The 15,256-nt window shown below is 72.4% G+C and carries 2 protein-coding genes; both read left to right on the forward strand.

All coding sequences use genetic code 11. From position 1 onward, the window contains the following. Position 1 precedes the first annotated feature (1 nt). On the forward strand, positions 2 to 5,212 hold the full coding sequence (locus ED92_RS32930; protein ID WP_037345122.1) for a type I polyketide synthase: 5,211 nt from the start codon (positions 2 to 4) through the stop codon (positions 5,210 to 5,212). A 234-nt stretch (positions 5,213 to 5,446) separates the two neighbouring features. Then, complete coding sequence (locus tag ED92_RS32935) at positions 5,447 to 15,235, forward strand: type I polyketide synthase (RefSeq protein ID WP_037345124.1); 9,789 nt, start codon at positions 5,447 to 5,449, stop codon at positions 15,233 to 15,235. Positions 15,236 to 15,256 lie beyond the last annotated feature (21 nt).

Raw genomic sequence — 15,256 nt, forward strand, 5'->3', positions numbered from 1 at the left:
CGTGTCGGGCGATGAGAAACTGCTGGAGAACCTGAAGTGGGCGACCGGTGAGCTGCGGCGCGCGCGGCGCAGGCTGGTCGAGCTGGAGGAGGCCGGGCACGAGCCGATCGCCGTCGTCGGGATGAGCTGCCGCTTCCCCGGCGGGGTCCGCTCGCCCGAACAGCTGTGGGACCTGGTCGCCTCCGGGACCGACGCGCTGTCGGAGTTCCCCGGCGACCGGGGCTGGGATTTGGGCGGGCTCTTCGATCCCGACCCCGACACCCCGGGCAAGACCTACGTCTCCGAAGGCGGATTCCTCTACGACGCCGGGGATTTCGACGCCGCGTTCTTCGGGATCTCACCGCGTGAGGCCCAGGCGATGGATCCGCAGCAGCGGCTGCTGCTGGAAGCGGCCTGGGAGGTGCTGGAGCGCGCCGGGATCGACCCGGCGACCCTGCGTGGCAGCCGCACCGGCGTCTTCGCCGGCGTCATCCACAACGACTACACCGGCGTGCTCACCGACATCCCACCGGAGCTGGAGCCCTATCTCGGCAACGGGAACTTCAGCAGCGTCGCCTCCGGCCGCATCGCCTACACGCTCGGTCTCGAGGGGCCGGCGGTCTCGGTCGACACGGCGTGCTCGTCTTCGCTGGTCGCGCTGCACCTCGCCGCGCAGTCTTTACGTCGCGAGGAATGCACGCTCGCCCTCGTCGGCGGGGTGAACGTGATGACCCATCCCGCCGCGTTCGTCGACTTCAGCCGTCAGCGCGGGCTCGCCGCCGACGGCCGCTGCAAGGCCTTCGCTGAGGCTGCCGACGGCACCGGCTGGGGTGAAGGCGTCGGAATGCTGCTGGTGGAACGGCTTTCCGACGCCCAGCGCAACGGCCACCAGATCCTCGCCGTACTGCGGGGCAGCGCCATCAACCAGGACGGCGCGTCGAACGGGCTCACCGCGCCGAACGGTCCCGCTCAGCAACGGGTCATCCGCCAGGCGCTCGCCGACGCCCGGCTCGCGCCGGGGCAGGTGGACGTCGTCGAGGGACACGGCACCGGCACCACGCTGGGCGACCCGATCGAGGCGCAGGCGCTGTTGGCGACCTACGGCCAGGATCGGCAACGCCCGCTGCTGCTGGGTTCCCTCAAATCGAACATCGGCCACACGCAGGCCGCCGCCGGGGTCGGCGGGGTGATCAAGATGGTGCAGGCCATCCGGCACGGCATCGCGCCGCGCACCCTGCACGTCGACGCTCCGTCGTCGCATGTGGACTGGTCGGCGGGCGAGGTCTCACTGCTGACCGGGGAACAGCCGTGGCCGGAGACCGGGGAACCACGCCGGGCCGGGGTCTCGTCGTTCGGGATCAGCGGCACCAACGCGCACGTGATCCTGGAGCAGGCGCCACCCGTCGAAGCAGAGTCTCTTGTGGACACTCGGGTGCTCGATTCCGCCGCTTTGCCGTTCGTGCTCTCCGGTCGCAGTGAAGAGGCTTTGGCCGCCCAGGCGTCGAAGCTGGCGGCACATCTGACAGGCGAGTCCTCGCCGAAGGCCATTGCGCGAGCTCTCGCCGACACGCGGTCGGCGTTGCCGCATCGGGCGGTCGTGCTCGCCGAAGACCTCGGCGAACTGCTCGGCGGCCTGCGTTCCCTCGCCGAGGGCGAACCCGCCGCGCGGGTCCTGACCGGTACCGCCGAGGCGGGTAAGGCTGTTTTCGTGTTCCCGGGTCAGGGTTCGCAGTGGGTGGGGATGGCGGAGGAGTTGTTGTCGTCGGCTCCGGTGTTCGCGGAGTCGATGGCTGAGTGTGAGACGGCTTTGTCGTCCTTTGTGGACTGGAAGTTGTCCGAGGTGTTGTCTGATGCGGCTGCGTTGGAGCGGGTTGATGTGGTGCAGCCGGTGTTGTTCGCGGTGATGGTGTCGTTGGCGCGGTTGTGGCGGGTGTGTGGTGTGGAGCCTGCTGCGGTGGTGGGTCATTCGCAGGGTGAGATCGCTGCGGCGTGTGTGGCGGGTGCGTTGTCGTTGGATGACGCTGCGCGGGTTGTGTGTTTGCGGAGTATGGCGATTTTGGCGTTGTCGGGGCTCGGTGGCATGGTGTCGGTGGCCGCTTCGGAGGATCGTGTCCGGGAGTTGCTGCCGGAGGGTGTGTCGGTGGCAGCCGTGAACGGTCCTGCGGCGGTGGTGGTGTCGGGTGACGTCGCTGGGTTGGAAGCGCTGATCAAGCGATGCGAGCTGCTGGACGTGCGAGCGAAGCGGATCCCGGTGGACTATGCGTCGCATTCGGCGCATGTCGATGCGATCGAGCAGGACGTCTTGGCAGCGTTGGCGGACGTGACACCGCAGGCGCCGGTGATCCCGTTCTATTCGACGGTGACCGATGAGCCTTTGGAATTGGATGCGGCGTACTGGTTCCGGAATCTGCGGGGGACGGTGCAGTTCGCGGCGACGGTGGATCGGTTGCTGGAGGACGGTTTCCGGTTCTTCGTGGAGACGAGTCCGCATCCGGTGTTGGTTCCTGGGATCAGTGAAGATGCTGTGGCGTTGGGGAGTTTGCGTCGGGGTGAGGGTGGTGCGGAGCGGTTCGTCGCGTCGCTCGCCGAAGCCCACACGCAGGGCCTGAGCCCGTCGTGGTCCGCCGTGCTGCCGCCGGCCGAGCGGGTCGACCTGCCGACCTATGCCTTCCAGCGCAAGCGGTTCTGGCTCGAAGCGGGGGCCGCGAGCGGCGACGCGTCGGCGTTCGGGCAGACGGTGGTCGACCACCCGCTGCTCGGCGCCGCCCTGCCGCTCGCGGACGGCGACGGCCTCGTCCTCACCGGCCGGATCTCGCCGGAAACCCAGCCCTGGCTCGCCGATCACGCCGTCCTGGACACCGTGCTCCTGCCGGGTACAGGGTTCGTCGAACTCGCCTTGCGCGCGGGACGCGAGGTGGGCTGCGACAGTATTGACGAACTGACTCTGGAAGCCCCGCTCGTCCTCGACGGGCCTGTGGCGCTGCAGGTCGTGCTCGGGGAGCCCGACGAGCGTGGCCGCCGTGCCGTGTCCGTGCACTCACGGCCGGAGGACTCCGCCGAACCGTGGATCCGCAACGCACAGGGAACGCTGTCCGCGGGCGCGCCCTCGACGGTGTCGCTCGCCGAGTGGCCGCCTCCCGGCGCCTCCGAGGTGCCGGTGTCCGAGCTCTACGACCGTTTCGCCGAACTCGGCCTTGCCTACGGTCCGGTGTTCCAGGGGCTGCGCGCGGCGTGGCGTCAGGGTGACGATGTCTTCGCCGAGGTCGACCTGCCCGCGGGCGAGGAGGCGGACCGCTTCGGCGTGCATCCGGCCTTGCTCGACGCGGCCCTGCACACCCTTGGCCTCGGCGCCCGGGACGAAACCGTGCGCTTGCCGTTCACTTGGTCCGGCGTGACCCTTCACGCCACGGGCGCGGCGAAACTCCGGGTCCGGCTGACCCCGGCCCCCGACGGTGGCTCGCTCACCGTGGCCGACGAGACCGGCGCCCCGGTGCTGACCGTCGGGGAACTGGGCCTGCGCCCGATCTCCCCGGCCCAGCTCGGACGCCACCGGGATTCGCTGTTCCGGCTCGACTGGGTCCCCGCTCCGGTGGGGGCGCCGTCGCCGGAAGAGCCGGTGGTGTGGCGCTGCCCCGAAGGCGAACTGCGGCCGGTCCTGGAGGAGGTCCTGAAGCGGATCCAGGCGGATTCGACGGCCACGACCGTCGTGCTCACGTCGGGCGCGGTGGCGAGTGCGTCGCCGGATCCGGTGACGGCCGCGGTCTGGGGTCTGGTGCGGTCGGCCCAGGCCGAGCATCCGGGCCGGTTCGTGCTGATCGACGCGCGGACCGACGACGAGGTCCGGACCGCGCTGGCGACCGGGGAAGCGCAGGTCGCCGTCCACGACGGCAAACCGCTGGTTCCCCGGCTCGCGCGGGTGGCGGCCGCCGACGCGGGTGAACCGGACTGGACGCCCGACGACGTCGTGCTGATCACCGGTGGCACCGGGCGGCTCGGGCAGGCGCTGGCCCGGCATCTCGCCATCCGGCACGGTGTGCGCGGACTGGTGCTGACCGGGCGGACGGGCACCGGCGCGGAAGACCTGATCGCGGACTTGGCGGAGCGGGGCACCCAGGTCACCGTCACGGCCTGCGACGTCGCGGACCCGGCGGCGGTGCGGGCACTGCTGGCCGCCCATCCGGTGACCGCGGTGGTGCACGCCGCCGCTGTGCTCGACGACGGGCTCGTCGACGGCCTGACCCCCGATCGGCTCGGCACCGTGCTGGCCCCGAAGGCCGACGGCGCCCGCGTGCTGCACGAACTCGCCGGGCCGGTCCGCAAGTTCGTCGTGTTCTCCTCGGCGGCCGGTGTGTTCGGCAACCCGGGGCAAGCGGGCTACGCCGCGGCGAACGCCTACGCCGACGCCCTCATGCTCCAGCGTCGCGCCGACGGGCTGCCGGGTGTGTCCCTCGCCTGGGGTTTCTGGGCGGAACGCAGCAAGCTGACCGGCGAACTCGACGACACCGACGTCCGCCGGATGGCCCGCGCGGGTGTCACCGCGCTGTCCACGGAGGAAGGCCTGGCGCTGTTCGACGCCGCCGTGGCCGGCGCGGACGGGCTGCTCGTCCCCGCCAAAATCGATCTGACCGCTTTCCGGGGCCGCCCGGCCACCGAGATCCCCGCCCTGCTGCGCGGCCTGGTGCGCGTTCCCGCGCGCCGGTCGGGGGAGACGTCGGGCACGGCCGAGGCACTGAAACGCGACCTCGCCGGGAAACCGGAGGCCGAACGTGTCCGGCTGCTGCTGGAGGTGGTGCGGGTCCGGGTGGCGGCCGTGCTCGGGCACGAATCGGCCGACGCGATCGCCGAGGACCGCGGGTTCCTCGAACTGGGCTTCGACTCGCTGACCGCCGTGGAACTGCGCAACCGGCTCGCCGAGGCGACCGGCCTGCGGTTGCCGCCCACGCTCGTCTTCGACCGGCCCAACGCCGGAGCGCTCGCGGCCCACCTGGCGGCCGAACTGGCCACCGAGTCCGCCGGTCCGGGCCTCGACGCCGAACTCGACCGGTTCGCCGCCGCACTGACCGCGGCCGACCCCGGAGAGGCCGAACGGGCCCGGCTCACCGCCCGGCTGCGGGCCCTTCTGGGCACGCTCCAAGGCGGGGAAGACCCGGCCGAGGAAATCGACGGAAAACTCGAATCGGCGGACGACGAGGAAATGTTCGCTTTCATCGATAATGTGCTTAAACCTTCTTGAGTGGTAAGAATGCTTTCTGCATGTCGGCTGGCGCGGGTCGTGAGTGGCGTTTCGGGTTAGAACCCGAAACGCCACTCACGACCCGCTGAACCGGCATCTCGAAAGTGCCCCTGGTCGTCGCCTATTCCCTAAGGGGACGTAGGGGCGGCTAGGGGTTGTCCGCCTCTTCGCAGCTCACCTAGCTTTTCCTCGAGTGGCATTTCGTTTTTCCCGGCGCGAAGAGGTTGGCTACTGATGCTGAACGAGGAGAAGCTGCGCGACTACCTCAAGCGGGTGTCGGCCGACCTGCATCGGACCCAGGCCCGGCTGCGGGAGGCCGAGGCGCGGGAGCACGAGCCGATCGCGATCATCGGGATGGCCTGCCGGTACCCGGGCGGCGTCCGCGGCCCGGAGCAGCTCTGGGACCTCGTGGCCGCGGGCACCGACGCGGTGGGCGGCTTCCCCGCCGACCGGGGCTGGGACGTCGAGGCCCTCTACGACCCCGACCCCGCGCGGCACGGCAAGACCTACACGCGCGAGGGCGGTTTCCTCTACGACGCCCACGAGTTCGACGCCGCGTTCTTCGGTATCAGCCCGCGCGAGGCGCTCACGGTCGACCCGCAGCAGCGTCTGCTGCTGGAGACCGCCTGGGAGGTCTTCGAACGCGCCGGGATCGACCCGCTTTCCGTGCGCGGCAGCCGGACCGGCGTGTTCGCCGGGGTGATGTACAACGACTACGGCTCCAGGCTCGACCCCCGCGCCGAGGAACTGCGCGAGTTCGAGGGCTACCTCGGCAACGGCAGCGCCGGGAGCGTCGCCTCCGGCCGCGTCGCCTACACCTTCGGTCTCGAAGGCCCCGCCGTCACCATCGACACCGCGTGCTCGTCTTCGCTGGTCGCGTTGCACCTCGCCGCCGAGTCGCTCCGGCGCGGGGAATCCACGCTCGCGCTGGCGGGCGGGGTGACCGTGATGGCCTCGCCCGAGACCTTCGTGGAGTTCAGCCGTCAGCGCGGGATGGCGCCCGACGGCCGCTGCAAGCCCTTCGCCGACGCGGCCGACGGCACCGGCTGGGCCGAGGGCGCCGGGATCCTGCTGCTCGAACGGCTTTCCGACGCTCGTCGCCACGGGCATCCGGTCCTTGCCGTGGTGCGCGGTACCGCGGTCAACCAGGACGGCGCGAGCAGCGGGCTCACCGCGCCGAACGGCCCGTCGCAGCAGCGGGTGATCCGGCAGGCCCTCGACAGCGCCGGCCTCGCGCCGCACCAGGTCGACGTCGTCGAGGCGCACGGCACGGGGACGACGCTCGGCGACCCGATCGAGGCGCAGGCCCTGCTTGCCGCGTACGGGCAGGAGCGCGTCCGTCCACTGTGGCTCGGTTCGCTGAAGTCGAACGTCGGGCACACTCAGGCGGCCGCCGGGGTCGGCGGCGTGATCAAGATGGTCCAGGCGATCCGGCACGGGATCGCCCCGATGACCCTGCACGTCGACACCCCGTCGTCCAAAGTGGACTGGGAAGCGGGTGCGGTCGAACTGCTCACCGAAGCCCGCCCGTGGCCGGAGACCGGGGAACCGCGCCGCGCCGGGATCTCGTCCTTCGGGGTCAGCGGCACCAACGCGCACGTCATCGTCGAACAGGCGCCGGAGGCCGAACCCGCCGAGCGTGACGGCGAATCACCGCTCGGCGACGGGGCGACGCCGTTGCTCCTGTCCGCCCGGAGCGCCGAGGCTCTGCGCGCGCAGTCCGCCCGGCTGCGTGAGCACCTTCGCCAGACGGAATCCCTGACCGACACCGCTTTCTCGCTCGCGACGTCCCGTGCCGCGTTGGAGCACCGCGCCGTCGTGGTGGCCGATGCGGAAGCGTCGCTCGACGCCTTGGCTGCCGGGGCGCCCGCGGCGGGGCTGGTCGAAGGTATCGCCCTGCCGCCGGGCAAGGTCGCGTTCGTCTTTCCCGGGCAGGGCTCGCAATGGGCCGGGATGGCGCTGGAGCTCAAAGACTCTTCGCCGGTCTTCCGGGCCGCGCTGCTCGACTGCGAGCGTTCCCTTTCGTCCTTTGTGGACTGGAAGCTCACCGACGTGCTCGGCGACGCGACGGCGCTGGAGCGCGTCGACGTCGTGCAGCCTGCCCTCTTCGCGGTCAACGTGTCGCTGGCGGCGCTGTGGCGGGCGTGCGGGGTTGAACCCGACGCCGTGACCGGGCACAGCCAGGGCGAGATCGCCGCCGCGTACGTGTCCGGCGCGCTGTCGCTGGCCGACGCCGCCAAGGTCGTCGCCTTGCGGGCCAAGGCGATCCTCGCGCTTTCGGGCGCCGGGGGAATGGTGGCGGTCGCCCTCGGCCGCGACGACGTGCTCCCGCGGCTGACGGAATGGGGTGACCGGGTCGCAGTGGCCGCGGTCAACGGACCCGCGTCGGTAGTCGTCTCCGGCGACCCCGAGGCGCTCGACGGCCTCGTCGCCGCCTGCGAGGCGGACGGCGTGCGCGCCCGCCGGATCCCGGTGGACTACGCCTCGCATTCACCGCAGGTGGACGTCCTGCGCGAGGAACTGCTCGACCTGCTCGCCGGCGTCGAACACCGCGCGTCCACCGTGCCGTTCTACTCGGCGGTGACCGGGGAACCCCTCGACACGGCCGGGCTGACCCCCGAGTACTGGTTCCGGAACCTGCGGGCCACCGTCCGGTTCGACCGGTCCGTCCAGCGGCTGCTCGACGACGGTCACCGGTTCTTCGTCGAAGCCAGCGCGCATCCGGTGCTGACCGGCAGCGTCACCGAAACCATCGAGGAACGCGGAGCCCACGCGGTCGCGTTCGGTTCGCTTCGCCGCGACGAGGGCGGCCTCCGCCGGTTCCTGACGTCGCTGGCCGAGGCACACGTACGCGGCCTCCGCCCGGATTGGGCCGCCCTGTGGCCTAGCGCCACCAGGGTCGACCTGCCCACCTACGCCTTCCAGCGGGTGCCGTACTGGCTCGACGCCGCCGTCGCCCGGCAGGGCGGGACGGAGGCCGAACTGCGCTTCTGGGCGGCCGTCGACCAGGCCGACACCGGAGCCCTCGACGCCGCCGTGCCCGCCGGGGAGGGGGCCTGGGACGCGGTGCTTCCCGCGCTTTCGGCCTGGCGCCGTTCCGGCCTCGAAAAGTCCACAGTGGACGGCTGGCGGTACCGGATCGACTGGATCCCGGCCACTGGGGCGGCCGCGGCCACCCTCGACGGGACGTGGCTGCTGGTCGTCCCGCCCGGCCCGGTGCCGCCCGTCGCGGAGGCGCTCACCCGGCTCGGCGCCCGTGTCCTGCTCGCCGGCCTCGATGACGAACTGCCGCACGAGCCGGTCGACGGCGTGCTTTCCCTGCTGGCCCTAGACGAACGGCCGCATGCGGACCATCCGGTGGTACCCGCCGGGCTCGTCGCGACCACGGACCTCGTGCGAAAGCTCGACGGACTCGACGCTCCACTGTGGATCGCCACCACCGGCGCGGTCGCCGTAGGCCGGTCGGAGGTCCCGAACGCGCAGGCCACGGTGTGGGGCCTCGGCCGGGCGATCGGCCTCGAACACCCCGAACGCTGGGGCGGCCTCGTCGACCTTCCGGAGGAACTCGACGAACGCGCCGCGGCCCGGCTCGCCGGAGTGCTCGCGAGTGGCCAGGAGGACCAGGTCGCCGTGCGGTCGTCCGGGGTCTACCTGCGGCGGCTCGTGCGGGCGCCGCTCGGGGACGCCGTCGCGCCGGAATGGCGACCGCGCGGAACCGTCCTGGTCACCGGCGGCACCGGTGCGGTGGCCGCCCATGTCGCGCGGTGGCTCGCCGGGAACGGCGCCGAACACCTGGTGCTCACCAGCAGGCGCGGGGTGGCGGCCGAGGGTGCGGAGGAATTGCGCGAAGAACTCGCCGGACTCGGTGCGCGGGTGACCTTCGCCGCCTGCGACGTCGCCGATCGTGACGCGCTGGCCGCGGTGCTGGCCGAGTATCCGCCGAACGCCGTCGTGCACACGGCGGGGGTCGGGACCACCGCGTCGCTCGCCGAGACCGGCCCGGCGGAACTCGCCGACGCGCTCGCCGCCAAGGCGGGCGGTGCCGCTCACCTCGACGAACTCCTCGAAGGCACCGAACTGGACGCCTTCGTGCTCTTCTCCTCCAACGCGGGTGTCTGGGGTGGCGCCGGACAGGGTGCCTACGGCGCCGCGAACGCCGCGTTGGACGCGCTCGCCGACCGCCGTCGTGCCCGGGGCCTGCCCGCCACCTCGGTGGCTTGGGGCCTGTGGGGCGGCGGCAGCGGGCTGGCCGGTCAGGACGACGTCGACCGCTTGCGCCGTCTCGGGCTGGCCGCGATGGACCCGGCGCTCGCCGTCTCCGCGCTCGTCCAGGTCGTTTCGCACGACGAGACCTTCGTCGCGGTCGCCGACGTCGACTGGGCGCGGTTCGCCCCCGGATTCGCCCTCGCCCGGCCCCGGCCGCTGCTGGACGCGTTGCCCGAGGTCCGCGAGGCGCTGTCCGCCGACACCGCCGGACCGGGCGGCTCCGAATTCGCCGCCGGACTGCTGGCCGCCCCCGAGGCCGACCGGGCCCGTATCGTGCTCGACCTGGTCCGCGCGCAGGCCGCCGCCGTCCTCGGCCACGGTGGCGCCGCCGCCGTCGAGCCGGACCGGGCCTTCCGCGACCTCGGTTTCGATTCCCTGACCGCGGTCGAGGTCCGCGACCGGCTGGCCGCCACCACCGGGCTGCGGCTGCCCGCGACCCTGGTCTTCGACCACCCCTCCGCCTCGGCGCTCGCCGGTCATCTCGTCGCCGAGCTGACCGGCGACGTCACCGGGACCCACGCCGCCCCGGCCGTGGCGGTGACCGACGACGAGCCGATCGCGATCGTCGCGATGAGCTGCCGGTTCCCCGGCGGGATCACGGATCCGGAGAAGTTCTGGGAGTTCGTCGCGGACGGCGGGGATGCGATGGCCGCCTTCCCCGGTGACCGCGGCTGGGACCTCGACGCGCTCTACGACCCGGACCCCGCGCACCTCGGCACCACCTATGCCCGTGAAGGCGGCTTCCTCGACGACGCGGGCGGTTTCGACGCGGCGTTCTTCGGGATCTCGCCGCGTGAGGCGCTGGCGATGGATCCGCAGCAGCGGTTGCTGCTGGAGACGTCGTGGGAGGCGTTCGAACGGGCCGGGATCGACCCGGCGACCCTGCGGGGGAGCGCGACCGGCGTGTTCGTCGGCGCTTCCTTCCAGAACTACGGCTTGGACGCCACCGACGCGCCCGAAGGCACCGAAGGCTACTTCCTCACCGGAACCGCCACCGCGGTCGTCTCCGGGCGCCTCTCCTACACGTTCGGGCTGGAAGGCCCCGCGGTGACGATCGACACCGCGTGCTCGTCTTCGCTGGTGGCACTGCATCTCGCGGCGCAGGCGCTGCGGCGCGGCGAATGTTCGCTGGCGCTGGCGGGCGGCGTGACCGTGATGGCCAACCCCGCCGCGTTCGTGGAGTTCAGCCGTCAGCGCGGGCTCGCGCCGGACGGGCGCTGCAAGGCGTTCGCCGACGCCGCCGACGGCACCGCGTGGTCCGAGGGCGCCGGGATCCTTTTGGTGGAACGGCTTTCCGACGCGCGCCGCCTCGGCCATCCCGTGCTGGCGCTGGTGCGCGGCTCGGCGGTGAACCAGGACGGCGCGTCCAACGGGCTGAGCGCGCCGAACGGGCCGTCTCAGCAACGGGTGATCCGCCAGGCGCTGGCGAACGCCGGTTTCGCACCGTCCGATGTGGACGCGGTCGAGGCACACGGCACCGGAACCAGTCTGGGCGACCCGATCGAGGCGCAGGCCTTGCTCGCCGCGTACGGCGGGGAACGCGAGCACCCGCTGTGGCTCGGTTCGGTCAAGTCGAACCTGGGGCACACGCAGTCGGCGTCGGGTGTGGCGGGTGTGATCAAGATGGTGCAGGCGATCCGGCACGGTGTCCTGCCGCGGACCCTGCACGTCGACGCGCCGACCACGGAGGTGGACTGGACCGCGGGTGACGTCCGGTTGCTCACCGAACCGGTGGACTGGCCGGACACCGGACGTCCGCGCCGGGCGGGTGTCTCCTCCTTCGGGGTCAGCGGGACCAACGTGCACACGCTGATCGAAGAGGTCCCGGAGAGCGCGCCACCGCCCGCCGCCGGGGACACGTGGGTGCCGTGGGTGCTCTCGGCCAAGACCGAGGAAGCGTTGCGAGCTCAGGCTTCCCGACTGCACGCGCGCCTGGAAGAGCACCCCGGGGACGACTCCGACGTCGCGTACACGCTGGCGACCGCCCGGGCGGGACTGGAGGTCCGGGCCGCGGTGACCGGGCCGGACCGGCTGCGCGAACTGGCTCTCCTCGCCGAGGGGACGCCGAGCGCGGCGGTGCTGCGCGGCGCGCTCACCGCCGGGGCTCCGGGGTTCCTGTTCACCGGTCAGGGCAGCCAGAAACCCGGGATGGGCGCCGAACTCGCGGCCCGCTTCCCGGTGTTCGCCGCCGCGTTCGACGAGGTGTGCGCCCATCTGGACCCGCGCCTCGGGCTGTCGCTGCGCGAAGTCCTCGAAACCGAACGAGTGCACGAAACGGCGTTCGCGCAGTGTGCCCTGTTCGCCGTCGAGGTCGCGCTGTTCCGGCTGCTGGAGAGCTGGGGTGTCCGGCCGGCGCTGCTGCTCGGGCATTCGGTCGGCGAGATCGCGGCCGCGCATGTCGCCGGGGTCCTGTCGCTCGCGGACGCGGCCACGATGGTCGAGGCGCGCGGCAGGCTCATGGGTGCCCTGCCGTCCCGCGGCGCGATGATCGCCTTGCAGGCCAACGAAGACGAAGTGACCCCGCTGCTCACCGAGCGCGTGTCGATCGCCGCCGTCAACGGCCCGGAAGCGGTGGTGCTGTCCGGGGACGAGGACGCCGTCACCGCCGTGCTGGACCGGTTCGCGGACCGCAAGAGCAAGCGGCTCGTGGTCAGCCACGCGTTCCACTCGCCGCTGATGGAACCGATGCTCGCGGACTTCCGCCGGGTCGTGTCCGGGCTCTCCTTCAGCGAGCCGCGGATCCCGATCGTGTCCACGGTGACCGGCCGTCCCGATCCCGAAATCGCCTCGCCCGGGTACTGGGTGCGGCACGTCCGCGAGGCGGTGCGGTTCCACGACGCGATCCGGTTCGCCGAAGCCGAGGGCGTGCGCGCCTTCGTCGAACTCGGCCCGGAGGGCGTCCTTTCCGCCATGGCCAAGGACTTCCTCGAAGACACCGTGCTGATCCCGACCCTGCGCGGGGAGCGCCCCGAGGTCGCCGCGCTGGCGACCACGCTCGGCCGCCTGCACGTCCACGGCGTCGGGATCGACTGGGCGGGCGTGTTCAACGGCGTCCAGGCGAACCGGGTCACGCTGCCCACGTATCCCTTCGAGCACCGGCACTTCTGGCTGGCGAGCACCGGCGCGACGGCGGGCGACGCGGCCGCGTTCGGGCTCGGCGAGGCCGGGCACGCGCTGCTCGGCGCCGCCGTCCCGGTACCCGGCGGAAGCGGGATCTCGTTCACCGGAAGGCTTTCGCTGCGGACCCAGCCCTGGCTCGCGGAGCACGTCGTGCTCGGTACGGCTCTGCTGCCCGGCACCGCGTTCGTCGACCTCGCACTGCATGCCGGTGACCGCGCCGGCTGCGGAACCGTCGCCGAGCTGACCCTGGAAGCCCCACTGGCGCTGCCGGAGAGCGGCGACGTCCGGCTGCACGTCACCGTCGGCGAGCCCGGCGAGGACGGCGAGCGCACGATCGAGATCCATTCCCGCCCCGGAGCCGCGGCCGACGACGAACCGTGGACGCGGCACGCCACCGGCCTCCTGGCCACCGGAACCCCGGCTGCCAGCGGGAACCTGGCCAGCTGGCCACCGGAGGGCACCGAGATCCCGGTCGGGGATTTCTACGACCGGCTCGACGGCACCGGTTTCGAGTACGGACCGTTGTTCCAGGGCCTGCGCGCGGCGTGGAAGGCCGGGGACGACGTCTACGCGGAGGTTTCGCTGCCCGAGGACCGCTTCCGTGACGCCGAAGGCTTCGGCGTCCACCCCGCGCTGCTGGACGCCGCGCTGCACGCGTCGAAACTCCGGCTGGAGGGTGACAGCGAGGGACCTTTCCTCCCGTTCACGTGGAAGGGTGTCTCGCTGGCCGCGACCGGGGCGCGGACGTTGCGGGTGCGGCTGTCCTCGCCCGCTGCGGACACGATCTCGCTGCTGCTCACCGATGGCGAAGGCGCTCCGGTGGCCGCGGTCGATTCCCTGGTCTTCCGCCGGATTTCGCCGGAGCAGCTGGGAAACCGGCAGGGGAGCAGCTCGCTGTTCCACGTCGAGTGGACCGAGGTGCCCGCCGAGGAAGTGTCCACAGAGGGCGTCAGGGTCGGCACCGGGGAGTCCTATGTGGACGTCGCTGCCTTGCTTGCCGCCAAGACGCCGGAAGTCGCGCTGCTGGTCTGCCCGTCCGGGGAGACCGCCGAGGCGGTGCACGACGCGACCGCGTGGGCGCTGCGCCAGGTGCGGGACTGGCTCGCAGACGAGCGGCTGGACGCGCATCGGCTCGTCCTGCTGACCGACGGAACCGACCTGGCCCAGGCCGCGGTACGGGGACTGTTCCGGTCGGCCTCGTCCGAACACCCCGGCCGGTTCGGCATCGCCGAGACCACCGGGGATCCGGTCCGGGTGTCGGCCGACGATCCCGAACTGCGGCTGGAGAACGGCGTCGCGTACGCACCGAGGCTGGTCCGCAAGACCGCCGCGGCCGCTCCGGTCGCGCTCGATCCCGGCAAGACGGTGCTGGTCACCGGCGGTACGGGCGCGCTCGGCGCGCTGGTGGCCCGGCATCTGGTGGCCGCGCGCGGCGTGACCCGGCTGCTGCTGGTGTCCCGGCGCGGACTCGAGGCCGATGGTGCCAAGGATCTGGTTGCCGACCTGACGGCCGCGGGTGCCGACGTCACCGTCGAAGCCTGCGACGTCGCCGACCGCGCGGCGCTGGAAGCGGCCCTCGCCGGGCATGAGCTGACCGCCGTCGTGCACACGGCAGGCGTACTCGACGACGGTCTGGTCGATTCGCTGACCCCGGAGCGGCTGGCCAAGGTGCTGCGGCCGAAGGTCGACGCGGCACTGAACCTGCACGAACTCGCGGGTGACGTCGACGAGTTCGTGCTGTTCTCCTCGGCGTCGGCCACGTTCGGCAATCCCGGGCAGGCGAACTACGCCGCGGCCAACGCGTTCCTCGACGAGCTCGCCCGCCACCGCCACGCACAAGGGCTTCCGGCCACGTCGCTCGCCTGGGGACTGTGGGCGACCGACGGCGGCATGACGGGCGAACTGAGCGACACCGACCTGGCCAGGATGGGCCGCACCGGTATCGCCGCGCTGACCCCGGAAGCCGGGCTCGCCCTGTTCGACGCGGCGTCCGGCGCCGGGCCAGTGGTGCTGCCGATGGCGCTGACGCCGTCATCGCTCCGCGATGTGGAACCCGCGGTGCTGCCCCCGTTGCTGCGGGGACTGGTGCGGGCTCCGTCCCGGCGCGCCGCGTCCGCTCCCGCCGGCCCGGCGTTGCAGGACAGGCTTTCGGGCCTGACCGGCGCCGAACGCGACGACGCGGTGCTGGAGGTGGTGCGCGAGCAGGTCGCCGCCGCGCTCGGTCACGCGGGCGCCGGAGCGATCGATCCGGGCAAGGGCTTCGTCGAACTCGGGATGGATTCGCTCAGCGCGGTCGAACTGCGCAACCAGCTGTGCGCGCTGAGCGGGCTGAAACTCTCGACGACGGTGGTGTTCGACCACCCCAACCCGGCCGCGCTCGCCGGGCACCTCGCGGCCGAACTGCCCGCCGAAGGCGTGGCCACCACCGCGTCGGTGCACGCCGGGCTCGACCGGCTCGAAGCGCTGCTGGCCACCGCCGCCCCGGCGAACGGGGACCGCGCCGGGGTCACCGCGCGCCTGCGCACGCTGCTGGCGGCGTGGACCGGCGAGCCCGCCGCCGAGGCCGACGACTCGCTGGAGTCGGCCACCGCGGACGAACTGTTCGACCTGCTCGATCACGAACTCGGCGCGTCCTGAACCGCCTGACCTGGGAGACCC

Source organism: Amycolatopsis sp. MJM2582 (assembly GCF_000754115.1).
In the GTDB taxonomy this organism is placed as follows: domain Bacteria; phylum Actinomycetota; class Actinomycetes; order Mycobacteriales; family Pseudonocardiaceae; genus Amycolatopsis; species Amycolatopsis japonica.